Genomic DNA, 22949 nt, shown 5'->3' with positions numbered 1-22949 from the left:
GACTCCCTCGGGAGCCCGGCCCGCGGCGTGTTCGGAGCCCGAAATGCTGGTCAGAACGTTTGCAACGTCACCAGTGTGATCGTCCGGGCGTCACCCTCGCCCTCCGTCTCGATCCGCACCCGCTGGCCGGGCCGCAGCAGCCGCAGCCCGCCCGCGTCGAACGCGGCGGCGTCGAAGGGGACGGGTGTGCCGTCGTCGAGCAGCACCTGGCCGCTGCGCGTCTCGGCGTCGTACGTGTATGCGGTCGCCTGCATGACGGCAGCCTACTGCCCGGGGATCAGCAGGCGCGCGGCCATCGCCGCCGTACGGGGACCCACGCCCAGCGCGAGAGCGGTGCGCAGATCGGCGCCGGTGTCCACGTCCTGCCGTACCGAATCCACGCCCGTGAGCCCCAGCTCCACCGCGCCGGACGCGCGGTGACGGGCCCGGGAATCCACCCCGAACGCCGGCCGCAATTCCCGGCCGGGACCGGCGGCCAACAACGTCGTACCGATTTCCGCGGCGTCCGGGAGAAAAGCCCGCGGGAATTCCGCCGCCGCGTCCAGGACCCGGGCCAATTCCTCCGGACGCAGCGCCGGGAGATCGGCGTTCAGCGCGGCCACGGCACCGTCGGGGCGCGAGGAGCGCACGGCCGCCGCCGCGTGCTCCAGCGCGGCGTTCAGACCGCCCCCCGGCTCGTCGCGGACGATCCGGGCACCGAGCGCGGCCAGCTCCCGCCCGGCCAGGGCGTCGTCCGTGACGACGGCCACATCGCGCACCGCCGGGCAGGCCGCCGCCGCGGCCACCGTGTCCTGCGCGAACGCCAGGGCCAGACCCGGGCGCAGCCCGTCGGCGGCCGTGTCCGCGAGCCTGCTCTTCGCCCGCGCCAAGGGCTTCAGGGGTATCACCAAGGTCCACTGCACGCGCGCTGCGCCCCTTCCTTGTCGCGGACATTGTCCCCCGGCGCATCTGGCGGCCCGGTCCTCGGGGCGTACGGTGTTCTCGACAGACCGACGGCCTGGGGCGACACTTGTGCGGCCCCCGGGCCCGGTGGCAGCCCTAGAGGAAGGTGTCCGCGTGCCCCGCCGCAGAATCGGCTTCTGGTACCGCTTCGCCGCGGTGATCTGCAAACCGCCGCTGGTGGCTCTGCTCAAGCGGGACTGGCGAGGAATGGAGAACATTCCGGCCGAGGGCGGATTTATCACCGTGGTGAACCACAATTCCCACCTGGATCCCTTCGCCTACGCGCACTTCCAGTACAACACCGGGCGCGTGCCGCGATTCCTGGCGAAGAGCGGCCTTTTCAAGAAGGGATTCGTGGGCGCCGCGATGCGCGGCACCGGCCAGATCCCCGTCTACCGGGAGTCCACCGACGCGCTCAGCGCCTTCCGGGCCGCCATCGACGCCGTGGAGCGCGGCGAGTGCGTCGCCTTCTACCCCGAGGGCACCCTCACCCGCGACCCCGACGGCTGGCCCATGACCGGCAAGACCGGCGCCGCCCGGGTCGCCCTGCGCACCAAGTGCCCGGTCATCCCGGTCGCCCAGTGGGGCTGCAACGAACTGCTCCCGCCGTACGCCAAGAAGCCGAACCTGTTCCCGCGCAAGACCAGCCGTGTGATCGCCGGCCCGCCCGTGGACCTCTCCCGGTTCTACGACAAGGACATGACCGCGGACGTGCTGCGGGAGGCGACCGAGGTCATCATGGCCGCGATCACCCGCCAGCTCGAGGAGATCCGCGGCGAGAAGGCGCCCGAGACGCCGTACGACCCGAAGCGCGAGCGGATCGAGCAGCGGCGCCGCACCCGGGCGCAGACGCAGGGCAAGCAGGCAGAAGGGCAGAGCAAGTGAGCAAGCCGGTCAAGGCGGCGGTCTTCAGCGCCGGTTCGTGGGGCACGGCCTTCGGCATGGTGCTCGCCGACGCGGGCTGCGAGGTCGTGCTGTGGGCGCGCCGCGAGGAGGTCGCCGAGGCGATCAACTCGACCCGGACCAACCCCGGGTACTTCCCCGGCGTCGAGCTGCCGGAGAACCTGCGGGCCACCACCGACCCCGCCGAGGCCGCGGCCGGCGCCGACTTCACGGTCCTGTCCGTGCCGTCCCAGACGCTGCGCGGCAACCTCTCCGCGTGGGCGCCGCTGCTGGCCCCGGACACCGTGCTGGTCTCCCTGATGAAGGGCATCGAACTCGGCACCGCCATGCGGATGAGCGAGGTCATCGACGACGTCGCCAAGGTCGGCCAGGACCGGATCGCCGTGGTCACCGGGCCCAACCTGGCCCGTGAGATCGCCGCCCGGATGCCGGCCGCCTCCGTGGTCGCCTGCACCGACGAGGCCGTCGCCCAGCGGCTCCAGGCCGTCTGCCACACGCCGTACTTCCGCCCGTACACCAACACCGACGTCGTCGGCTGCGAACTCGGCGGCGCGGTGAAGAACGTCATCGGGCTCGCCGTCGGCATCGCGGACGGTATGGGCCTCGGCGACAACGCCAAGGGCTCGCTCATCACCCGCGGCCTCGCCGAGACCACCCGCCTCGGGCTCGCCATGGGCGCCGACCCGCTCACCTTCTCCGGACTCGCCGGCCTCGGCGACCTGGTGGCGACCTGCTCCTCGCCGCTGTCGCGCAACCACACCTTCGGCACCAACCTCGGCAAGGGCATGACCCTGGAGGAGACCATCGCGGTCACCAAGCAGACCGCCGAGGGCGTCAAGTCCTGCCAGTCGGTGCTGGATCTCGCCCGCCGGCACGGCGTCGACATGCCCATCACCGAGACGGTCGTCGGCATCGTGCACGAGGGCAAGCCTCCGGTGGTCGCCCTCAAGGAGCTGATGTCGCGCAGCGCGAAGCCCGAGCGACACTGAGCGCACGCCGCGCTTCCCGCTCGACACCGCCGCGCCGCATTGGCGGGTGCACGCTGACTCCGGGCTCTACCAACGGGTACTCTCATCGCGATATGAGCACCGAGAACCTCCCCCAGAGCCCCGAGCAGCAGCCGACCCGGAAGCCGCGGGTGGCCGTGGTGTGCGGCGGGCGCAGCTCCGAACACGGGATCTCCGTGGTCACGGCCGGCGCCGTCCTCAAGGCCATCGACCGGACGAAGTACGAGGTCCTGCCGATCGGCATCACCCGCGACGGGCGCTGGGCGCTCACCGCCGACGAGCCGGAGCGGATGGCGATCACCGACCGCCGTACGCCCACCGTCGAGGACCTCGCCGAGTCCGGCGAGGGCGGTGTGGTGCTCCCGGTCGACCCGGGCAACCGCGAAGTCGTCTACACCGAGCCGGGTTCCGTGCCCAAGGCGCTGGGCGAGGTCGACGTGGTCTTCCCGGTCCTGCACGGCCCGTACGGCGAGGACGGCACCCTCCAGGGCCTGCTGGAGCTGTCCGGCGTGCCGTACGTGGGTTCGGGTGTGCTCTCCTCGGCCGTCGGCCAGGACAAGGAGTACATGAAGCGGGTGTTCGAGTCGTTCGGGCTCAAGGTGGGCCCGTACCTCGTCATCCGGCCGCGGGAGTGGCAGCGGGACGCCTCCGCCGCCCGCAAGCGGATCGTCGACTTCGCCGGCGAGCACGGCTGGCCGCTGTTCGTGAAGCCCGCGCGGGCGGGCTCGTCGATCGGCATCACCAAGGTCGACGACCTCTCCGGCCTCGACGAGGCGATCGAGGAGGCCCAGCGGCACGACCCGAAGATCCTGATCGAGGCCGCGGTGCGCGGCCGGGAGATCGAGTGCGGCGTCCTGGAGTTCGAGGACGGCCCGCGCGCCTCCGTGCCCGCCGAGATCCCGCCGCCGGACGCGCACGCGTACTACGACTTCGAGGCGAAGTACATCGACTCCACGCCCGGCATCGTCCCCGCCCCGCTCACCGAGGAGCAGACCGCCGAGGTCCAGCGGCTCGCCGTGCGGGCCTTCGACGCGGCCTCCTGCGAGGGCCTGGTCCGCGCGGACTTCTTCCTCACCGAGGACGGCGAGTTCGTGATCAACGAGATCAACACCATGCCCGGCTTCACGCCCATCTCGATGTACCCGCAGATGTGGCAGGCGAGCGGCATCGGCTACCCGGAGCTGGTGGACCGGCTGATCCAGGCGGCACTGCGCAGGTCGACCGGCCTGCGGTGACCCGGGCCGGGGACGACCCGCCCCACACGACGAGCCGAGAGACGTACGGCCCCTAGTCGGCGATCCCCTTCGGAATCGCCGACTTCACGGCCGGTGCCAGATCGATCAGCACCCCCGAGCTGTCCACGTCCCCGGGCACGCTCACCTCGACGTACGCCTTCCGGTTCGCCGTCGTGAACCGGAACCCCCCGTCCGTCCTCTCCTGCAGCCAGTCGACCCCGTTCACCCCGCCGGGGACGGCATCCGGGTCCCGCCCGTCGGCGACCTTCGGGTCGAGCATCTTCGGCGGTCGCGGCACCCCGCAGCGCAGTATGATCACCGGGCTTCCCCATCCCGCGGTCAGCGTGGACCGCGGCTTCGGGTCCTCGCGGCTCAGACCGGCCACCTTCCGCGGCAGCGCATCGTCCAGCTTCCGGCACAGCTCGGTCACCGCTGCGTCCGGACTGGGAACCGTCGCCGACGCGCTGTCGTCTGCTGAGGAGCAGCCCGCGGTGGTGATCAGCAGGGCGAGCGCGGACAGGCCGACGGGCCGGTGACGGAAGAAGTTCACCGGCCAAGGGTAGACGGGGGCTACAGATGGACCACCGGGCAGGTCAGGGTGCGCGTGATGCCTTCCACCTGCTGGATCTTGGCGACCACCATACGACCGAGGTCGTCGACCGTGTCGGCCTGGGCCCGCACGATCACGTCGTACGGTCCGGTGACGTCCTCGGCCTGGACGACTCCAGGGATCTTGCTGATCGAATCGGCGACGGTCGACGCCTTGCCGACCTCCGTCTGGATCAGGATGTACGCCTGTACCACGGAACCTCCAGGGCGGCCACGAGGATCATGTGGGGAAAAGGAACGCCACGGTATCGCGTCGCCGCTCGCCGCGGGGAGACCTGCGGAAACCGGGCCCCGCGCGCCGGGGTGCCGGGATGACGGAAGTTGACGCTCAGGGGGACCGCGCCGACGGTCACTTCGACGGTATCGAGGACACTGTTGACGCGCGACCGGGCATGCACGAGGACAGAAGGGGCGTAAGGGCAATGAAGGGCACTGTTGGTGAGCTCGGGGAGTTCGGGCTCATCAGGGAGCTCACCTCCCGTCTCACCACCACCCCGGCGGTGCGGGTCGGCCCCGGCGACGACGCCGCGGTGGTCGCCGCACCCGACCGGCGGGTCGTGGCCAGCACCGACATCCTCGTGGAGGGCCGGCACTTCCGCCGCGACTGGTCCACGGCGTACGACGTGGGCCGCAAGGCCGCCGCGCAGAACCTCGCGGACATCGCCGCCATGGGCGCCGTGCCGACCGCGCTGCTGCTCGGACTGGTCGTGCCCGCCGAACTGCCGGTGACCTGGCCGAGCGAGCTGATGGACGGCCTGCGGGACGAATGCCAGGTCGCGGGCGCCGCGGTCGTCGGCGGGGACGTCGTACGCGGCGACACCATCACCGTGTCGATCACCGCGCTCGGCGATCTGCGCAATCAGGAGCCGGTGACCCGCGGCGGCGCCCAGCCCGGCGACCTGGTGGCGGTGACCGGCTGGCTGGGCTGGTCCGCCGCCGGGTACGCGGTGCTCTCCCGCGGCTTCCGCTCGCCGCGCGCCTTCGTCGAGGCCCACCGGCGCCCCGAGCCGCCGTACCACGCGGGCCCGGCCGCCGCCGCGCTCGGCGCGACCGCGATGTGCGACGTCAGCGACGGGCTGATCGCCGACCTGGGGCACATCGCGGAGGCCAGCAAGGTCCGCATCGACATCCGCTCCGGCGCGATCGACATCCCCTCCCAGATGAACGACATCGGGCAGGCGGTCGGCGTGGACCCGCTCCAGTGGGTGCTGACCGGGGGAGAGGACCACGCGATCGTGGCGACCTTCCCGCCGGACGTGAAGCTGCCCGCCCGCTGGAAGGTCATCGGCGAGGTGCAGAACCCCTCCGCGCTGCCGCAGGTGACGGTGGACGGGGCGCCCTGGACCAGCAAGGGCGGCTGGGACCACTTCGGGGACATAGAGTCGTGACCGCGCCACCGAGAGTGCTGACCGTGGCCGGCTCCGACTCCGGCGGCGGCGCCGGCATCCAGGCCGACCTGAAGACGATGCTCGCGCTCGGCGTGCACGGCATGAGCGTGATCACCGCGGTGACCGCGCAGAACTCGCTCGGCGTGCAGGGCGCTTGGGAGCTGCCGGTGGAGGCGGTGCGGGCGCAGTACCGCAGCGTCGTCGACGACATCGGCGTCCAGGCGGTGAAGACCGGGATGCTCGCCTCGGCGGAACTCGTCGAGACGGTCGCCGAATTGATCGCCGGGACGGACGCGCCGGCCGTCGTCGATCCCGTGGGGGTCTCCAAGCACGGGGACGCGCTGCTGGCGGCCTCCGCGCTGGAGTCCGTCCGCACCGAGCTGCTGCCGGTCGCGACCGTCGCCACCCCGAACCTCGACGAAGTGGCCCAGCTCACCGGCGTCCGCGTCGAGAGCGAGCGGCAGATGCGGCAGGCCGCGGAGGCCGTCCTGGCGTACGGCCCGCGCTGGGTGGTGATCAAGGGCGGCCATCTGTCCGGTGAGGCCGTCGACTTGCTCACCGACGGCTCCGAGGAGCACTGGCTGCGCGCCCCCCGGCACGACAACCGGCACACCCACGGCACCGGCTGCACCCTGGCCTCGGCGATCGCCTCCCACCTGGCGCGGGGCCTCGCCGTACCGGAGGCGGTGGCGGCGGCCAAGGAGTACGTCACCGGCGCCATCGCGGCCGGGTTCGCCCTCGGCGGGGGGATCGGGCCGGTGGATCACGGGTGGGCCCTCTCGCGGGCGCAGGGGGACGCGACGCCGGAGGCGTAGGTCACCGCGTGCGCCGTAGGTCACAGGGCGCACCGCAGGCCACCGCGGTGCGCCCCGCGTGGGTACAGCAAAAAGCCGGTCCACCGAGGTGGACCGGCTCCTTACAGCGAACCGGCAGTGGCCGCGCGCTCAGCTGAGCGTCAGCGCGAGACCTTGCCGGCCTTGATGCACGAGGTGCAAGCGTTCACGCGCTTCGGCGTCCCGCCGACCACGGTACGCACACGCTGGATGTTCGGGTTCCAGCGGCGGGACGTACGGCGGTGCGAGTGCGAGATGTTGTTGCCGAAGCCCGGCCCCTTGCCGCAGACGTCGCAGTTGGCAGCCACGGGTCACTCCAAAGACTTCAGATGCACTTACGGTTAATCCCGGCATGCCGGGATCGAGATCTTGGGCTCACTTCGAGCAGTCGATCTGAGTGGCGCTGCCAGGGGGAATGGCCCGATCAGGATCGGGCAACCGGAGCAGCATACAACGGCTGCACCCGTGGAACGAAACTACCATGGCTGCTCCGGGGCCCGCCCCGGCCCTCTTCCGGCGCCCACCGGCCCTGGGTCTACGCTGCGTCCAGTCCAGCAGCTCAGGGAGGCGCAGGTGGCGCAGGTGCCGCAGACATTCTTCGATGCTCTCGCGGTGCGCACCTGGTGCGGACTCGCGTTGACCGCCCTCGGGCGGGCGCGCGAGGAGATCGACGCGATCAACGTGTACCCGGTGGCGGACGGTGACACGGGCACGAACCTGTATCTGACCGTGGAGTCGGCCGCCGCCGCGGTCGAGGCGGTGTTCGCCGGGCACGAGGCCGGGTCCGGGCGGCCGGAGCGGCCCTCGCTCGCGGAGGCCGTCGGCGCGATGGCGCACGGGGCGCTCATCGGGGCCCGCGGCAACTCCGGCACCATCCTCGCCCAGCTCCTGCGCGGCATGGCCCAGGTGCTCGCCGCCGCCGACGACACCCCGCACACCGACGGCCCCGGCCTGCGGCTCGCGCTGCGCCGCGCCGCCGACTCCGCGCGCCAGGCCGTCGCCCGTCCCGTGGAGGGCACCGTGCTGACCGTCGCCTCGGCCGCCGCCGACGCGGCCGGGGCGGCCGAGGGCGACTGCGGGGCCGTCGCGCGGGCCGCCTACGACGGGGCGCGCACCGCGCTCGCCGCGACCCCGCGGCAGCTGGCCGTGCTGGAGCGCGCCGGGGTGGTCGACGCCGGCGGGCGGGGGCTGGTCGCGGTCCTCGGGGCGCTGGTGGAGACGTTCACGGGCGAGGCGCCGAGCGGGGTGCCGACCTCGCTGTCCGGGGTCCACGCGCGCGTGGGGGTCGCTGAGGCACCCGTGGAGGGCGCGGAGTGCGGCGCGGAGGGGGAGGCGCAGGTCTGCACCGAGGGTGCGGCGGCGCCGGAGGACGGCGGACCCGCCTTCGAGGTGATCTACCTCCTGGAGGCCGACGACGACGCCGTGGACCGGCTGCGGCAGCGGCTGGACGCGCTCGGGGACTCCCTCGTCGTGGTCGGCGGCGACGGGCTGTGGAACGTCCATGTGCACGTGGACGACGCGGGCGCCGCCGTGGAGGCGGGCGTCGAGGCCGGACGGCCGTACCGGATCCGGATCACCCACTTCGGCGTGGGCGACGTGCACACCGCGCGGGGGGAGCGTCCGCCCGCGGAGCGGACCCAGCGCGCGGTGGTGGCCGTCGTGCCCGGCGAAGGGCTGGCCGGGCTCTACGCCGACGCGGGCGCGACCACCGTGCTCGCCCGCCCCGGGGAGCCGCCCGCCAGCGGAGAGCTGCTGCACGCCGTACGCCGTGCCCACGCGCGCGAGGTCGTGCTGCTGCCCAACGACGCGGACCTGCGCCACACCGCCGCCGCGGCGGCCGAGCAGGCCCGCGCGGAGGGCATCCGGGTGGCCCTCATCCCCACCCGTTCCGCCGTCCAGGGCATCGCGGCGCTCGCGGTGCACGAGCCCGAGCGCCGCTTCGACGAGGACGTCGTCGCGATGACCTCGGCGGCGGGCGCCACCCGCTACGCCGAGGTCACCGTCGCCCTGGAGCAGTCCTGGACCACCGCGGGCATCTGCCAGGCCGGTGACGTCCTCGGGCTCATCGACGGGGACGTGGCCGTCATCGGCGCCGACGTCACCGCCACCGCCCGGACCGTCCTCGACCGCATGCTCGCGGCCGGCGGTGAGCTGGTCACCATCGTCCTCGGCGACGAGGCCCCGCAGTCGGTCGCGGACCGGCTGGAGGCCCGGGTGCGCGAGGCGTACCTGGCCGTCGACACGGTGGTGTACCGGGGCGGGCGGCAGGGATCGCTGGTGCTGATCGGGGTGGAGTGAGCAACCCCGGCGGCACCCGGGGCCGGTTGGCGGGGCGGCGCGGGCGCGCGGGGCCGCCGGTGAGCCGGGCGGAGTGAGCGCGCGGACCCGGTCAGCGGTCCTGCTGCTCGCCCACCACCCGCAGCATCTGCTCCGCCTCGGCCCGCCGCGCCCGGGCCGCCTCGTCGTCCTCGCCGGCGTACGCCGACAGCACCGCACGCGCGCGTGCCGCCGCCTCGGCGGCGCGGCCCAGGTCGGCCTCCAGCCACCCGGCCGCGAGCTCTGCGCCGGTACGGCTGTGCAGGGCGTCGTCACCGAGGGCGGCGAACACCGCGACGGCCTCCGTCATCTGGGCCAGGGCCGCCTCGAACGCGGCCTGGATCGAACCGTCCTCGGCGTCCTCGGCGCACGAGCGGGCCAGCAGATCGCCGAACTGGCGGTGGGTGTGACCGAGTTCCGCGGCGAGCCGCTGCCGCGCCTCCTCGTCGGGCGCCGCCGCCAGGGCCGCGGCGCACTCCCGGAGGGCGTCCGTCATCAGCCGCCGCGCACTGTCCGAGCCGTGCGCACTGTCCGCGCGGTCCTCACCGTCCGAGCCGTCCGAGCCGTCCTCGGCGCGCAGGGCCAGCCACGCGCGGGCCCGCAGCGAGCGGACCAGGCCGTGCACGTTGCCCAGGGCACGCCACAGCTCGCCCGCGCGCGCGTACGCCCGGTCCGCCTCGGCCGGCATGCCCGCCTGGCCCAGGGACTCCGCGGCCAGGTGGGCGAGGGTCGCGTGATCGTGCTGCTCGGGCCAGTGCCGGGCGATCTCCGCGGCCTGGAGACGGCGTTCGGCGGCGGCCTGGTGCTCGCCCAGCTCGCTCAGGCAGTCGCCGAGCCACCACTGGGTCTGCACCACCGCGCCGTCGCCGTGCGTCTCGGCCGTCAGATCGGGCAGCGCCGACTCCAGCACCTCCGCGGCCTCGGCCCACCGCCCCTGCCGCAGCAGGAACCCGCCGAGCAGATGGCGCGCCCAGGCGCCGAGGGTGCGGTACTCGCCCGCCTCGTCGGCCCAGTGCGCCGCCTCCAGGGCGTGCTCGGCGGCCTCCTCGGCCTGCCCCCGGCCGCCGACCACCTCGGCGAGCTGAAGGTGCAGCTGCGCCCGCCCCACGGGCTCCAGCTGGGCTCCGCCGTGCTCCAGGGCCGCGCGCAGCGCCCGCTCCGCCTCGGCCGCGTCACCGAGCTGGTGGGCGATCCCGGCGAGCCGGGCCTCGTACTCCACCGCGAACCACGGCAGCCCCGCGGTCACGTACTCCCCGGCGGCCCGCGTGAACAGCGCCGCCGCCGTGTGCGGGCCACCGGAGCGCAGCGCCAGCTCCGCGAGCATCGCCCGCGCCTCCGCCGCCCGCGAGGCCAGCCGTACGTCACCGCCCGTGTGCCCGTCCACCAGCGCCAGCACCTCCCGGACGGCGGCCTCGGCCTCCACCAGGACCGGGTCGTCCGCGCGGGGCGTCGGGTCGTTCCCGGTGGGCTCCTCCGCCTCGTACACCCGCCGCATCAGGATCCGCGCGCGGCCCATCAGGACCGACGCGGTCTGGCGTATGCCGGTCGCGTCCTCGGCGTAGAGCGCGAGGACCCGGTCGTAGAGGGCGGCGACGGCGGTCACGGCCGTGTCCACGTCACCGGCGAGCGCGCGGACGTAGGCGGCACGCGCGTGGGCGGCCAGGGCCTCGCCGGGGTCGCCCGCCTCGGCGTACAGCTCCGCGGCCCGCTCGAAGAGGGCGGCGCCCTCCGGGCCGAGGGCCATCGCCTCGTGGTCGGCGATCTCCGCGCGGTCGCGCGCGTCCAGCGCGAGGCCCGGCACGGCCTCGGCGGCCCGCGCGACCGCCGCCCACGCCTCGACGGCGTTCGGCTGGAGGGTGTCCGACAGGCGGCGGGCCTCGGCCAGCAGGGCGTCGATGCCGGCTTCCGCGCCGTCCGCACCGCCGGGTCCGGAGTCCGCACCGCCGGGTCCGGAGTCCGCACCGCCTGAAGCGGGGCTTCCGTCCGCGCCCGAGAGCACGGAAGGCTGTGCCGCCGGAACGGCGGGCGCGGGTGAGTGCGCCGTGTGCGCCGAGCGCGAAGTACGTACCCCCAGCGGCAGCCGGTCCACCAGCGCCGGCTGATCCATGCGCGCGCGGACGTGCTCACTGACGTACGACGTGCCGTTGCGCTCGTCGAACCGCGCGGCCAGCGCCAGCGCCTCCGCGCGCGCGTGGACGGCGAGTTCGCGCGCCGTCCACGCCCGCCCGGCGGGCCCCGGCACCTGCCGGTCCCCGAGGCCCAGCGCGGTCAGCCGGTCCATCAGCAGTGCGACCACGCTCAGGAAATCCATCCGGCTGCGCGGCTGCCCGTCGTCCGTGAAGTACGCCGGCCGCTCCGCCAGCAGCTCCAGACCACGCGCCTCGTTGCCGGTCAGCGCGCAGAACTCCACGTGCTCGGCGTAGGCGCCGCGCATGCTCTCCATGGTCCGCACCAGCCGGAAACCCCGCAGATGGTGGGCGCGCGCCTCGTCCAGGCGTCCCAGCCGTACCAGCGGCAGCAGCGAGGAGGCCAGCACCGCGTGCGGCTCGTGGGCGCAGGAGAACTCGTCCTCCAGGACGGGCCGCCACAGCCGCAGCGCCTCCTCGTCCCGGCCCCGCTCGGCCTGCCACCAGCCCTGCCCGTCCAGCTCGCAGGCGTGGCAGTCGGCCATGGAGTCCCGGTCGGCGGCCAGCCACGCCGCGTAGGCGCGCTCCGCGCGGGGCACGTCCCCGACGTGCGCGGCGACATGGAACTCGGCGCTGCGCACCGCCCGCTCCGAGTGTCCGGCCAGCCGGTAGCGCCGCTCCATCTCGGCGAGCCACTTCTCGATCGAGGCCAGCGGGATGTGCGGCTGGACCAGCATGCCGGTCGTCATCCACTTGAAGACCCAGTGCAGCGAGTGGGTCTCCTGCGCGTCGAAGTCCTCGGGGCGCTCGTCCCACATGCGCAGCAGCCGCGCGAACGGGACGAACATCTTGGCCTTCTCGGAGCTGTAGTTGTAGACCGTCAGCTGGTGCCCCAGGGCCTCGATCACGGCGAGCGGTTCGTCCAGCCGCTCCGCCGCGGCCAGCAGCTGCTCAGCGCGCGCGTTGCGGGCCGGACCCTCCGGGCGGGCCGCGTTCTCCGCCAGCGCCCGGCGGAGGGCGTCGATGTCCGTGATCTCGCTCATCAGTGCTCGTCCTCGCGGTGAGTGGCCCACTCCAGCAGGCCGATGAAGGCCCGGTTCAGCAACGCCGAGTCGGCCGGCCGCAGCGGGCGCTGCGCCATCAGCAGGGCCTGGCCGTACAGGGACTCCGTGGCCGTGGCGATCAGCTCCCGGTCCGGCAGCGAACCGATCCGCCGGATCAGCGGGTTGAGATGGTTCAGCACCAGCCGCGCGCGGGGGGCGCCGCCGCGCAGCGACCCGAGGATGCCCGCCCACAGCTCGTCGGCCTGCTCCTCGGCGTCCGCGCGGGCCTGCTCGTGCCGCGCCGCGCGGTCGTCCAGGTGCAGCGCGGGCACGGACAGCGGGTGGAAGGCGCGCAGGACGACATCGCAGCCCAGCGGGTCGAGCGTGGCCCGCGCGGCGGCCAGGAAGTCGGCCAGGGCCAGCTCCTCGCCGGGGTCGACGCAGTCCAGATGCGCGGTCACCGTGTCCGCGTCCAGCTCGGCGACGACCGTCCCCGGACGGACCGCGGGCAGCGCCTCGACCAGGTCGCCGTCGTAGGTGTAGCCACCGTTGACGACGCCGATGCCCTGCGCGGAGGCGATCGGGGCGACCTGCCGGAACTCCTCGACGGTCCGCGTGTAGTGCACCACCGGGTGCCGCTGCGCGAACTCCTCCAGGGACAGCTGCCCGTCGGTCGTCTCGAACGGCAGCCACGGCAGCATCGTCCGCAGCATCTCCCGGTCGTGCCGCGCGAGCGACTTCACCCCCAGGTGGTGCACGGACAGGAACGCCGTCAGCCGCTGCGGATCGCCGGCCGCGAGCCCGGTCAGCCAGGACCGGATCCGCTCGCCCAGCGCCTCCCGTACGGCGGCCAGGGTCTCGTCCTCGTACAGCGCCTCCCGCGACGCGGTGGGCCGCAGGCTGTCGGTGTCGAGGACGCAGCGCACGAAGAACGCCCAGTCGGGCAGCAACTGCTCGGCCCGCTCGGTCAGCAGGATGCCCTTCAGATGCACCCGGTGCCGGGCGCGCTGGGCGGGGCTCACCGCGGAGGGCAGGACGTACGCCACCCCGCGTATGCCCGCCAGCGGCACGTCGAGGTCGATCGTGTCCAGCGGGGTGAACCCGAACTGCTCGTGACAGTGGCGCGCGAGCGCCACCCGGCGGGCGGCGGGGGAGGGGTACGGCCGGTCCCACGGCGCGGGCAGGTCGGTGACCGCCTCCTCGCCGACCCGTACGTCGTACGGCAGCAGCGAGCCGAAGTCCCGGGCCAGCTCCAGCACCCGCTCCTCGGACAGCCACTCCGCGGCACCCGCACGCGCGGTCAGGTGCACGGTGGTGCCGGGCTCGGGCCGGGCCTCGTCCGGCAGGGTCCGCACGGTGTAGGAGCCGTCGTCCGACGCCGTCCACTCCACGGGACGGGCGTCCGGCGTACGGGCGCTGCGACTGACGACCCGGATCCGCTCGGCGACCACGAAACACGCCAGCAGACCGATGCCGAACTGCCCGAGGAAGTCCGCGCGCGCCTCCCGGAGCCCGTCGGCCCGCTTGGAGCTGCGGCCGATCGTCGCCAGCAGGCTGTGCACATCGGACTCGGTGAGCCCGACACCGGAGTCCTCCACCCGCAGCGTGCCGTCGTGCGCGTACAGCCGCACCCGGGCCGGGGCGTCGGGCTGTTCGACCCGCCGCGCGGTGATCGCGTCGACCGCGTTCTGCAGCAGTTCCCGCAGGTAGACCTTGGGACTGGAGTAGAGGTGATGGGAGAGCAGGTCCACCAGACCACGCAGGTCGACCTGGAACGTATGAGGCGAAGAGGGTGCCTGGGATGCCTGTGATGACTGTGAGGTCTGGGAGTCCATCGTCACAACGCCGGTGGGGGGAGGGGCTACGGCGCGGGGTCGGGCGGTCCCGGTGAGGCGGTGACCGCGGAGAGGGATGGCCGGAGCGCGTCATCCTAGAGCCCGAGCGACGCGCCTGACCAGGGGTTTCCCAGACCGATACGGCAACGCTCCCCGGACGTCGCCAGCGCGTTGTCAGTGGCGTGGTGTGCAATGGATCTCGTGCCCGCACTGGACGAACCCCTGAAGAAGGTGCTCGGCCCCGCCACCGCGAAGGTGATGGCCGAGCATCTCGGCCTGCACACCGTCGGCGACCTCCTGCACCACTACCCGCGCAGATACGAGGAACGGGGCCAGCTCACCCACCTCGCCGACCTCCCCATGGACGAACACGTCACGGTCGTCGCCCAGGTCGCCGACGCCCGCCTGCACACGTTCGCCTCCAGCCGGGCGCCCCGCGGCAAGGGCCAGCGCCTGGAGGTGACCATCACCGACGGCAGCGGCCGGCTCCAGCTGGTCTTCTTCGGCAACGGCGTGCACAAGCCCCTCAAGGAGCTGCTGCCCGGCACCCACGCGATGTTCTCGGGCAAGGTCTCCGTCTTCAACCGCCGCCTCCAACTGGCCCACCCGGCGTACGAGTTGCTGCGCGGCGACAGCGAGGAGGCGGTGGAGTCCTGGGCGGGCTCCCTGATCCCCATCTACCCCGCCACCGCCAAGCTGGAGTCCTGGAAGATCGGCAAGGCGGTCCAGACCGTCCTGCCCAGCGTCCAGGAGGCCGTGGACCCGCTCCCGCCGGCCCTGCGCGAGGGCCGCGGCCTGCTCCCCCTCCCCGAAGCCCTCCTGAAGATCCACCGCCCGCACACCAAGGCGGACATCACCGCCGCCCGCGACCGCCTCAAGTGGGACGAGGCCTTCGTCCTCCAGGTCGCCCTGGCCCGCCGCCGCCACGCCGACGCCCAGCTCCCCGCCATCCCCCGCAAACCCCGCCCCGACGGCCTCCTCGCCGCCTTCGACGCCCGCCTCCCCTTCACCCTCACCGAGGGCCAGCGCAAGGTCTCCAAGGAGATCTTCGACGACCTCGCCACGGAACACCCGATGCACCGGCTGCTCCAGGGCGAGGTGGGCAGCGGGAAGACGATGGTGGCGCTGCGCGCCATGCTCGCCGTCGTCGACGCCGGTGGGCAGGCCGCGATGCTCGCGCCCACCGAAGTGCTCGCCCAGCAGCACCACCGGTCGGTCGTGGAGATGATGGGGGAGCTGGCCGAGGGCGGGATGCTCGGTGGTGCCGAGCAGGGCACGAAAGTCGTGCTGCTCACCGGTTCCATGGGCGCCGCGGCCCGCCGGCAGGCCCTGCTCGACCTGGTGACGGGCGAGGCCGGGATCGTCATCGGCACGCACGCGCTGATCGAGGACAAGGTGCAGTTCCACGACCTCGGCCTGGTCGTGGTCGACGAACAGCACCGGTTCGGCGTCGAACAGCGCGACGCCCTGCGCGGCAAGGGCAAGCAGCCCCCGCACCTCCTCGTCATGACGGCCACCCCCATCCCGCGCACCGTCGCGATGACCGTCTTCGGCGACCTGGAGACCTCCGTCCTCGACCAGCTCCCGGCCGGCCGCTCCCCGATCGCCAGCCATGTCGTCCCCGCCGCCGACAAGCCCCACTTCCTCGCCCGGGCCTGGGAACGCGTCCGCGAGGAGGTGGCGAACGGCCATCAGGCGTACGTCGTGTGCCCCCGCATCGGCGACGAGGAGTCCGACCCGAAGAGCGCGACCAAGAAGCCGTCCCCCGAGGACGAGGCGGAGAAGCGGCCCCCTCTCGCCGTCCTGGAGGTCGCCGACCAGCTCGCCAAGGGCCCCCTCCAGGGTCTTCGGGTGGAGGTCCTGCACGGCCGTATGCACCCCGACGACAAGGACGCCGTCATGCGCCGCTTCGCCGCCGGCGAGACGGATGTCCTGGTCGCCACCACCGTCATCGAGGTCGGCGTCAACGTCCCCAACGCCACCGTGATGGTGATCATGGACGCCGACCGCTTCGGCGTCTCCCAGCTGCACCAGCTGCGCGGCCGGGTCGGCCGCGGCTCGGCCCCCGGCCTGTGCCTCCTGGTCACCGAGATGCCCGAGGCCAGTCCCGCCCGCCAGCGTCTGAACGCGGTCGCCTCCACCCTCGACGGCTTCGAACTCTCCCGCATCGACCTAGAGCAGCGCCGCGAGGGCGACGTCCTCGGCCAGGCCCAGTCCGGCGCCCGCACCAGCCTCAAGGTCCTCGCCGTCATCGAGGACGAGGAGATCATCGCGGAGGCCAGGGAGGAGGCCACGAAGATCGTCGCCGCGGACCCCGACCTCACGACCCTCCCAGGGCTCCGTACGGCCTTGGACGCTCTTTTGGACGAGGAGAGGGAGCAGTACCTGGAAAAGGGGTGAGGGAGACCCAGGCAAGGGGCGCGGGGCTGTATCGATATGCGGCTCCGCCGCGTGGCCATCGACCACGACGGACCTGCAGCCGCCCACGACGATGAACCACCCCTGACCCCCGCCTGCCAAACTGAACCAGTAAGAACCCCACGAACAAGGACCCGAGATGACCCGCGTGATCGCCGGCGCGGCCGGCGGACGCCGCCTGGCCGTCCCGCCAGGGACAGGAACCCGCCCCACCTCCGACCGAGCGCGCGAGGGCCTCTTCTCCACCTGGCAGTCCCTCCTCGGCGGCCCCCTGGACGGCGAACGGGTCCTCGACCTGTACGCCGGCTCCGGCGCCGTCGGCCTGGAGGCCCTGTCGCGCGGCGCGGGCCACACCCTGCTCGTCGAGGCCGACGCCCGAGCCGTCCGCGTCGTCCGGGAGAACGTGAGAAACCTGGGCCTGCCCGGCGCCGAGGTCAGGGCGGGCAAAGCGGAGCAGATCATCCGCGGCGCCTCACCCGAGCAGCCGTACGACCTCGTCTTCCTGGACCCGCCGTACCGAGTCACAGATCACGATCTTCGCGAGATTCTGCTCACACTCCGCTCGGAAGGGTGGCTCGCGGCGGACGCCCTCGTCACCGTGGAGCGCAGCACCAGAGGCGGAGAATTCGTATGGCCGGACGGCTTCGAGCCGCTGAGGGCCCGTCGCTACGGAGAGGGAACGTTTTGGTACGGTCGCGCCGCCTCTACGTGCGAAGACGCGCCATGACCGGACCGGAGAGCGAGGGATCTCAAGTGCGCCGCGCCGTCTGTCCCGGGTCGTTCGACCCGATCACCAACGGACACCTCGACATCATTGCCCGCGCCTCCCGCCTCTACGACGAGGTCTACGTCGCGGTGATGATCAACAAGTCCAAGAAGGGCCTGTTCGAGATCGACGAGCGGATCGATCTGATCCGCCAGGTCACCTCGGAGTACGCCAACGTCCGCGTCGAGGCCTTCCACGGCCTCCTCGTCGACTTCTGCAAGCAGCGCGACATCCCCGCCATCGTGAAGGGCCTCCGCGCGGTCAGCGACTTCGACTACGAGCTGCAGATGGCCCAGATGAACAACGGCCTCACCGGCGTCGAGACGCTGTTCGTGCCCACCAACCCCACCTACAGCTTCCTGTCGTCCTCCCTGGTCAAGGAGGTCGCGGCCTGGGGCGGCGACGTCTCCCACCTGGTGCCGCCGGAGGTCCTGGACGCCCTCACCAAGCGGCTGCGGCAGGACTGAGACGCTGACGGCCCGTCACCCGGTGTCCGCCGGACGCCCCGGGGCCGTACAGTCGTCCCGTCCGTCTCCAACACAGCTGTAGAGAGTGGCGAGCACACGGTGGACGTGCAGAAGAAGCTCGACGAGATCGTCGCGGCGGTCTCCAGTGCCCGGTCGATGCCGATGTCGGCCTCGTGCGTGGTCAACCGCGCCGAACTGCTCTCGATGCTGGAAGAGGTGCGCGCGGCGCTGCCCGACTCGCTCGCCCGGGCCCAGGAGCTGATCGGCGACCGGGAGCAGATGGTCGAGCAGGCCCGCCAGGAGGCCGAGCGGATCATCGCGAGCGCGCACGCCGAGCGCGGCTCGCTGATCTCCGACACCGAGGTCGCCCGCCGCTCCCAGGCCGAGGCCGACCGGATCCTCGCCGAGGCCCGCAAGGAGGCCGAGGAGATCCGCGCCGAGGCCGACGACTACGTCGACTCCAAGCTCGCCAACTTCGAGGTCGTCCTCACCAAGACCCTCGGCTCGGTCGGCCGCGGCCGCGAGAAGCTGCTCGGCACCGGCCCCGGCCTCGACGAGCAGGGCTACGAGGACGAGGACGCCCCCGAGCGCAGCCAGGACCCGGAGACCCTGCGCCGTACCGCCGACCAGTACGTGGACGCCAAGCTGGGCGCCTTCGAGGCGGTCCTCGCCAAGACCCTGGAGGCCGTCGGCCGCGGCCGGCAGAAGCTGCACGGCCGTATCGCCAGCGACGACCTCGGCGCGCTCGCCGACGACACCAGCACCGTCCAGCACTCCAGCGACGCCGACTACCTGGCCGACCTCGCCGCCCTGGCGGAACAGGACGCCCAGGCCGAGCAGCGCCCCCAGCAGCCGGAACCGGCGTACGGCTACCCGCAGCAGCCCGACCCCTACGCCGGCTACCAGCAGGGCTACGCCCAGCAGGACCCCTACGGCTACCAGCAGGCCGACCCCTACGCGGCGTACCAGGGCTACGACCCCCAGCAGGCGGCGTACGCCCAGCAGGCCGCCCAGCCGATCCCGCCCCAGCCCGCCCAGCCGCCCCAGGCCCCGCAGGCTCCCCAGGCCCCGCAGGGGTACGCCCTGGACGAGACCAGCCTCTTCGACACCAGCATGATCAGCGCGGAGCAGCTGCGGGCCTACGAACAGGGCCGCGGCAACGGCTGACCCGCGGATTGGGCCGAGAGCGAAAGGTCAAGTATCCTGGCTCTTCGGTCGCGCGTACCCATGCGATCAGCGCTGCCCGGGAACACCGAAGGGCGGCGTCCCCCTAGCTCGGAAGATCGAAAGCAGGAATGGCCTCTCACGCCCGCCTCGACCACCGCAACCCCCTCGTGTTCGACACGCACGAGCTGGGTCGGCGTCCTGGCGCGCTGCAGCGCCTGACCCGCACGATCGACGCTCCCCAGGATCTCGGTATCCAGGGAGTCATCGGGGTGCCGGAAGGCAACCCGGTCGAGCTGGAGCTCCGACTCGAGTCGGTCATGGAAGGGGTGCTTGTCACAGGCACCGCCCGTGCAACGGCCGAGGGGGAGTGCGTAAGGTGTCTGGAGCCGCTCGAGCAGGAGCTCGAAGCGGACTTCCAGGAGATGTTCTCGTACCCTGACGCCGACGACCGGGGCCGCGTCAAAGCGGAGCCGGCCGACGACGCCGAGGACGACGAGGACAGGCTCTTCCTCGAGGACGGACTCTTCGACCTCGAACCTGTGCTGCGCGATGCGGTGGTGCTCGCACTGCCGATGCAGCCGGTGTGCCAGGAAGACTGCCCGGGCCTGTGCTCCGAGTGCGGAGCGCGCCTTGCGGACGACCCGGACCACCACCATGACGCCGTCGACATCCGTTGGGCGGCATTGCAGGGAATCGCCGGTTCGCTCGAATCCGGCGATAAGGACGAGATGAGCGGCGCCGAAGCGGGCGTCGACGAGAAGCAGGAGAAGTAGCCGTGGCTGTTCCGAAGCGGAAGATGTCGCGCAGCAACACGCGCCACCGCCGGTCGCAGTGGAAGGCTGCGGTCCCCACCCTGGTTGCGTGCGAGCGCTGCCACGAGCCCAAGCAGCAGCACATCGCGTGCCCGTCGTGCGGCACCTACAACAAGCGCCAGGTCCTCGAGGTCTGAGCGGCTGGTGAGAGGCACTGTGTCCACGCCGAAGAAAAACTCTGCGGACAACCAGGCCTCGTCCCACACGCTTCTGGAAGGGCGGCTCGGCTACAAGGTCGAGTCCGCCCTTCTGGTGCGAGCGCTGACCCACCGTTCCTACGCGTACGAGAACGGCGGTCTGCCGACGAACGAGCGGCTGGAGTTCCTGGGGGACTCCGTCCTCGGCCTCGTCGTCACGGACACGCTGTACCGCACCCACCCCGACCTGCCCGAAGGCCAGCTGGCCAAGCTGCGGGCCGCGGTGGTCAACTCGCGCGCGCTGGCGGAGGTGGGGCGGACGCTGGACCTCGGCTCCTTCATCCGGCTCGGCCGGGGTGAAGAGGGCACGGGCGGCCGGGACAAGGCGTCCATCCTCGCCGACACCCTCGAAGCGGTGATCGGCGCGGTCTATCTCGACCAGGGCCTGGACTCGGCGGCGGAGCTGGTGCACCGTCTGTTCGACCCGCTGATCGAGAAGTCCTCCAACCTGGGCGCCGGCCTGGACTGGAAGACGTCCCTCCAGGAGCTGACCGCGACCGAAGGCCTCGGCGTGCCCGAGTACCTGGTCACGGAGACCGGCCCCGACCACGAGAAGACCTTCACTGCTGCCGCCCGCGTCGGAGGCGTCTCGTACGGCACCGGCACCGGCCGCAGCAAGAAGGAGGCCGAGCAGCAGGCCGCGGAATCCGCCTGGCGGGCCATCCGCGCCGCCGCGGACGAGCGCGCCAAGGCGGCGGCAGCCGCGGCGGCGACCGCCGTCGATGCCGCTCCGGCCGAGGAGGGCAGCGCCGACACCTCGTCGGCGACCGCCTGACAGCACGCGATCGAGCGCCTGCCCCGGTGGCCCCGGGGCGGGCGCTCTGTTCATCCACCGGTTTTCCCACGGGAGTCCCGATGCCCGAGTTGCCCGAGGTCGAGGTCGTCCGGCGTGGGCTGGAGCGGTGGGTCGCCCACCGGACCGTCGCCGGTGCCGAGGTGCTCCACCCGCGTGCCGTACGCCGGCACGGGGCGGGCGGCGAGGACTTCGCGCAGCGGCTGAAGGGGCACCGGATCGGGACGCCCAGCCGCCGCGGGAAGTATCTGTGGCTGCCGCTGGAGGACACCGAGCAGGCGGTCCTCGCCCACCTCGGGATGAGCGGTCAGCTGCTGGTCCAGCCGCACGAGGCGCCCGACGAGAAGCACCTGCGCATCCGGGTGCGGTTCGCCGACGAGCTGGGCACCGAGCTGCGCTTCGTCGACCAGCGCACCTTCGGCGGCCTTTCGCTGCACGACACCACCCCCGAGGGCCTGCCCGACGTCATCGCGCACATCGCCCGCGACCCCCTCGACCCGCTCTTCGACGACGAGGCCTTCCACCAGGCGCTGCGCCGCAAGCGGACCACCATCAAGCGGGCCCTGCTCGACCAGTCGCTGATCAGCGGCGTCGGCAACATCTACGCGGACGAGGCGCTGTGGCGCTCCCGCCTGCACTACGACCGCCCGACCTCGACCTTCACCCGCCCCCGCACCCGGGAGCTGCTCGGCCACGTCCGGGACGTGATGAACGCGGCGCTGGCGGTCGGCGGCACCAGCTTCGACAGCCTCTACGTCAACGTCAACGGCGAGTCCGGCTACTTCGACCGCTCGCTCGACGCGTACGGCCGTGAGGGGCTGCCCTGCAAGCGGTGCGGCACGCCGATGCGCCGCCGGCCGTGGATGAACCGCTCCAGCTACTACTGCCCGCGCTGCCAGCGCCCGCCGCGGATCTCGGCGTAGCGGTCGGCGCGGCGGCAGCGCGGTTCAGCGGGGCGCGCGGGTCGCGTCGTAGCGCTCCCGGGCGGCGAGGACGTCGTCCATGCGGCCCTCCACGAAGTGGATGAGGCCGATCAGGCGTTCGGCGACGCCGCGGCCAAGGGGGGTCAGTTCGTAGTCCACCCGCGGGGGGTTGGTCGGCTGGGCCTCGCGGTGCACCAGGCCGTCGCGCTCCAGCGCGTGCAGCGTCTGGGACAGCATCTTCTCGCTGACGCCGTCGACCCGGCGGCGCAGCTCGTTGAACCGGAACGACCCCTCGTACAGGGCCCCGAGGGTGAGTGCGCCCCAGCGGCCCGTGACGTGCTCCAGCGTGCCGCGCGAGGGGCAGGCCTTGGAGAACACGTTGTACGGGAGGTCCTGCTCCGGCAGGCGCTCCTGGGTTTCCCGGGTGGTCGTCATACCTCAAGCTTAGGGGATTGCAGCGCAAACCTAGGGGTTGCGCTTTCGAAAAGTTAGTGCTTTTCTCGTTGGCGTCGCCGTCAGCCCGCGCTGCCCGGCGGCCTCTGCCTGCTTCCCTTAAGGAGTGCCCCCGTGACCACCCCCGTCGTCTCCGTCGCCTACCACTCGGGCTACGGCCATACCACCGTCCTCGCCGAGGCCGTCCGTGCCGGGGCCACCGAGGCCGGTGCCGAGGTGCATCTGATCAAGGTGGACGAGATCACCGAGGAGCAGTGGACCGTCCTCGACCGCTCGGACGTGATCGTCTTCGGTTCCCCGACCTACATGGGCACCGCCTCGGGCGCCTTCCACGTCTTCGCCGAGGCCAGCTCCAAGCGCTGGTTCGGTCAGGACTGGAAGGACAAGCTTGCCGCCGGCTTCACCAACTCCGGCTCCAAGAGCGGCGACAAGCTGCACACCCTGCAGTTCTTCCAGACCCTCGCCGCGCAGCACGGCATGCACTGGGTCAACCTCGGCCTGCACCCGGGCTGGAACAACACCGCCGGTTCCGAGAACGACCTCAACCGCCTCGGCTTCTTCTCGGGCGCGGCCTCCCAGACCAACATCGACGAGGGCCCGGACGGCGTCCACAAGGCCGACGTGGCGACCGCCGAGCACCTGGGCCGCCGTGTCACCGAGACCGCCCGCGTCTTCCTGAGGGGCCTCGCGGCGGCCTGACCGGCCGGCGGGGCCCG

23 protein-coding genes are annotated in these 22949 nt (G+C 72.7%); 15 read left to right on the top strand and 8 right to left on the bottom strand.

Annotated elements, in window-relative coordinates; translation table 11 throughout:
* Nucleotides 1-50: 50 nt before the first annotated feature.
* Nucleotides 51-254 carry a hypothetical protein gene (locus ACIG0D_RS21450; RefSeq protein WP_399803081.1) on the bottom strand — a complete coding sequence of 68 codons (204 nt, stop codon included), beginning with the start codon at nt 252-254 and terminating at the stop codon, nt 51-53.
* A 9-nt stretch (nt 255-263) separates the two neighbouring features.
* Nucleotides 264-902, bottom strand: a complete 639-nt coding sequence (cofC, locus tag ACIG0D_RS21445) for a 2-phospho-L-lactate guanylyltransferase (RefSeq protein WP_399803078.1) — start codon at nt 900-902, stop codon at nt 264-266.
* A gap of 154 nt (nt 903-1056) precedes the next feature.
* On the opposite strand from cofC, the gene ACIG0D_RS21440 reads away from it, so the two are divergent.
* The 3 genes from ACIG0D_RS21440 to ACIG0D_RS21430 all read left to right on the top strand — a co-directional run bounded on the left by ACIG0D_RS21440 (nt 1057) and on the right by ACIG0D_RS21430 (nt 4087).
* On the top strand, nt 1057-1827 hold the full coding sequence (locus ACIG0D_RS21440) for a lysophospholipid acyltransferase family protein (RefSeq protein WP_399803075.1): 771 nt from the start codon (nt 1057-1059) through the stop codon (nt 1825-1827).
* Nucleotides 1824-2834 (top strand): NAD(P)H-dependent glycerol-3-phosphate dehydrogenase, encoded by a 1011-nt coding sequence (locus tag ACIG0D_RS21435; RefSeq protein ID WP_399803072.1) that lies wholly within the window; start codon nt 1824-1826, stop codon nt 2832-2834. The genes ACIG0D_RS21440 and ACIG0D_RS21435 overlap by 4 nt, the downstream gene beginning before the upstream one ends.
* Nucleotides 2835-2926: 92 nt before the next feature.
* Nucleotides 2927-4087, top strand: a complete 1161-nt coding sequence (locus ACIG0D_RS21430) for a D-alanine--D-alanine ligase family protein (RefSeq protein ID WP_399803069.1) — start codon at nt 2927-2929, stop codon at nt 4085-4087.
* Nucleotides 4088-4139: 52 nt separating this feature from the next.
* Here the strand turns inward: ACIG0D_RS21430 and ACIG0D_RS21425 are convergent, their stop codons facing one another.
* Nucleotides 4140-4637, bottom strand: coding sequence for a DUF3515 domain-containing protein (locus ACIG0D_RS21425; protein ID WP_399803067.1), 498 nt, complete (start codon nt 4635-4637; stop codon nt 4140-4142).
* Between the two features lie 20 nt (nt 4638-4657).
* A complete protein-coding gene (locus ACIG0D_RS21420) occupies nt 4658-4891 on the bottom strand; it encodes an Lrp/AsnC family transcriptional regulator (protein ID WP_399803065.1) in 234 nt (77 codons plus the stop codon).
* A gap of 227 nt (nt 4892-5118) precedes the next feature.
* Here ACIG0D_RS21420 and ACIG0D_RS21415 point away from each other — a divergent pair, with 227 nt between their 5' ends.
* Together ACIG0D_RS21415 and thiD are read left to right on the top strand one after the other, a co-directional pair.
* Entirely contained in the window at nt 5119-6084 is a 966-nt protein-coding gene (locus ACIG0D_RS21415) for a thiamine-phosphate kinase (RefSeq protein ID WP_365765957.1), read from the top strand.
* Nucleotides 6081-6899, top strand: a complete 819-nt coding sequence (thiD, locus tag ACIG0D_RS21410; protein WP_399803062.1) for a bifunctional hydroxymethylpyrimidine kinase/phosphomethylpyrimidine kinase — start codon at nt 6081-6083, stop codon at nt 6897-6899. The genes ACIG0D_RS21415 and thiD overlap by 4 nt, the downstream gene beginning before the upstream one ends.
* A 140-nt stretch (nt 6900-7039) precedes the next feature.
* Here thiD and rpmB read toward each other — a convergent pair whose 3' ends face one another.
* Complete coding sequence (gene rpmB / locus ACIG0D_RS21405; RefSeq protein ID WP_003993230.1) at nt 7040-7225, bottom strand: 50S ribosomal protein L28; 186 nt, start codon at nt 7223-7225, stop codon at nt 7040-7042.
* Between the two features lie 265 nt (nt 7226-7490).
* Here rpmB and ACIG0D_RS21400 point away from each other — a divergent pair, with 265 nt between their 5' ends.
* On the top strand, nt 7491-9215 hold the full coding sequence (locus ACIG0D_RS21400; protein ID WP_399803060.1) for a DAK2 domain-containing protein: 1725 nt from the start codon (nt 7491-7493) through the stop codon (nt 9213-9215).
* 91 nt (nt 9216-9306) lie between these two features.
* On the opposite strand, the gene ACIG0D_RS21395 is transcribed toward ACIG0D_RS21400, so the two are convergent.
* Together ACIG0D_RS21395 and ACIG0D_RS21390 are read right to left on the bottom strand one after the other, a co-directional pair.
* A complete protein-coding gene (locus ACIG0D_RS21395) occupies nt 9307-12402 on the bottom strand; it encodes a tetratricopeptide repeat protein (protein WP_399803057.1) in 3096 nt (1031 codons plus the stop codon).
* Nucleotides 12402-14237 carry an HSP90 family protein gene (locus ACIG0D_RS21390; RefSeq protein WP_399803054.1) on the bottom strand — a complete coding sequence of 612 codons (1836 nt, stop codon included), beginning with the start codon at nt 14235-14237 and terminating at the stop codon, nt 12402-12404. Before ACIG0D_RS21390 ends, ACIG0D_RS21395 begins: the two co-directional genes overlap by 1 nt.
* Before the next feature lie 192 nt (nt 14238-14429).
* Between ACIG0D_RS21390 and recG the strand changes: the two genes are divergently transcribed.
* The 8 genes from recG to mutM all read left to right on the top strand — a co-directional run bounded on the left by recG (nt 14430) and on the right by mutM (nt 21780).
* Complete coding sequence (gene recG / locus ACIG0D_RS21385) at nt 14430-16637, top strand: ATP-dependent DNA helicase RecG (RefSeq protein WP_399803051.1); 2208 nt, start codon at nt 14430-14432, stop codon at nt 16635-16637.
* 157 nt (nt 16638-16794) lie between these two features.
* On the top strand, nt 16795-17382 hold the full coding sequence (gene rsmD / locus ACIG0D_RS21380) for a 16S rRNA (guanine(966)-N(2))-methyltransferase RsmD (RefSeq protein WP_399803049.1): 588 nt from the start codon (nt 16795-16797) through the stop codon (nt 17380-17382).
* A 26-nt stretch (nt 17383-17408) separates the two neighbouring features.
* Entirely contained in the window at nt 17409-17888 is a 480-nt protein-coding gene (coaD, locus tag ACIG0D_RS21375; protein ID WP_399803363.1) for a pantetheine-phosphate adenylyltransferase, read from the top strand.
* A gap of 99 nt (nt 17889-17987) precedes the next feature.
* Nucleotides 17988-19055 carry an ATP synthase F0 subunit B gene (locus tag ACIG0D_RS21370; protein WP_399803047.1) on the top strand — a complete coding sequence of 356 codons (1068 nt, stop codon included), beginning with the start codon at nt 17988-17990 and terminating at the stop codon, nt 19053-19055.
* A 128-nt stretch (nt 19056-19183) separates the two neighbouring features.
* Nucleotides 19184-19828, top strand: a complete 645-nt coding sequence (locus ACIG0D_RS21365) for a YceD family protein (protein ID WP_399803044.1) — start codon at nt 19184-19186, stop codon at nt 19826-19828.
* 2 nt (nt 19829-19830) lie between these two features.
* Nucleotides 19831-20004 (top strand): 50S ribosomal protein L32, encoded by a 174-nt coding sequence (gene rpmF, locus ACIG0D_RS21360; RefSeq protein WP_003951102.1) that lies wholly within the window; start codon nt 19831-19833, stop codon nt 20002-20004.
* A 19-nt stretch (nt 20005-20023) separates the two neighbouring features.
* Complete coding sequence (rnc, locus tag ACIG0D_RS21355) at nt 20024-20839, top strand: ribonuclease III (RefSeq protein WP_365758605.1); 816 nt, start codon at nt 20024-20026, stop codon at nt 20837-20839.
* Between the two features lie 80 nt (nt 20840-20919).
* Nucleotides 20920-21780 (top strand): bifunctional DNA-formamidopyrimidine glycosylase/DNA-(apurinic or apyrimidinic site) lyase, encoded by an 861-nt coding sequence (gene mutM, locus ACIG0D_RS21350; protein ID WP_399803042.1) that lies wholly within the window; start codon nt 20920-20922, stop codon nt 21778-21780.
* Nucleotides 21781-21804: 24 nt separating this feature from the next.
* Here mutM and ACIG0D_RS21345 read toward each other — a convergent pair whose 3' ends face one another.
* Nucleotides 21805-22215 (bottom strand): winged helix-turn-helix transcriptional regulator, encoded by a 411-nt coding sequence (locus tag ACIG0D_RS21345; protein WP_399803040.1) that lies wholly within the window; start codon nt 22213-22215, stop codon nt 21805-21807.
* 132 nt (nt 22216-22347) lie between these two features.
* Here ACIG0D_RS21345 and ACIG0D_RS21340 point away from each other — a divergent pair, with 132 nt between their 5' ends.
* Nucleotides 22348-22932: a flavodoxin family protein gene (locus tag ACIG0D_RS21340; protein WP_399803038.1), complete on the top strand. Its 585-nt coding sequence runs from the start codon at nt 22348-22350 to the stop codon at nt 22930-22932.
* Nucleotides 22933-22949 lie beyond the last annotated feature (17 nt).

Origin of the sequence: Streptomyces sp. NPDC052773 (assembly GCF_044547145.1) — a bacterium.
Lineage (GTDB): Bacteria > Actinomycetota > Actinomycetes > Streptomycetales > Streptomycetaceae > Streptomyces.
The sequence above is the reverse complement of the archived record's forward strand: the minus strand, read 5'-3'. Positions and strand labels throughout refer to the sequence as shown.

Excerpts from the sequence above, each read along its gene's own strand:
- ACIG0D_RS21450 (WP_399803081.1), bottom strand. The coding sequence starts at position 254 with ATGCAGGCGACCGCATACACGTACGACGCCGAGACGCGCAGCGGCCAG.
- ACIG0D_RS21430 (WP_399803069.1), top strand. The coding sequence starts at position 2,927 with ATGAGCACCGAGAACCTCCCCCAGAGCCCCGAGCAGCAGCCGACCCGG.
- ACIG0D_RS21415 (WP_365765957.1), top strand. The coding sequence starts at position 5,119 with ATGAAGGGCACTGTTGGTGAGCTCGGGGAGTTCGGGCTCATCAGGGAG.
- ACIG0D_RS21395 (WP_399803057.1), bottom strand. The coding sequence starts at position 12,402 with ATGAGCGAGATCACGGACATCGACGCCCTCCGCCGGGCGCTGGCGGAG.
- ACIG0D_RS21390 (WP_399803054.1), bottom strand. The coding sequence starts at position 14,237 with ATGGACTCCCAGACCTCACAGTCATCACAGGCATCCCAGGCACCCTCT.
- recG (WP_399803051.1), top strand. The coding sequence starts at position 14,430 with ATGGATCTCGTGCCCGCACTGGACGAACCCCTGAAGAAGGTGCTCGGC.
- rsmD (WP_399803049.1), top strand. The coding sequence starts at position 16,795 with ATGACCCGCGTGATCGCCGGCGCGGCCGGCGGACGCCGCCTGGCCGTC.
- ACIG0D_RS21365 (WP_399803044.1), top strand. The coding sequence starts at position 19,184 with ATGGCCTCTCACGCCCGCCTCGACCACCGCAACCCCCTCGTGTTCGAC.
- mutM (WP_399803042.1), top strand. The coding sequence starts at position 20,920 with ATGCCCGAGTTGCCCGAGGTCGAGGTCGTCCGGCGTGGGCTGGAGCGG.
- ACIG0D_RS21345 (WP_399803040.1), bottom strand. The coding sequence starts at position 22,215 with ATGACGACCACCCGGGAAACCCAGGAGCGCCTGCCGGAGCAGGACCTC.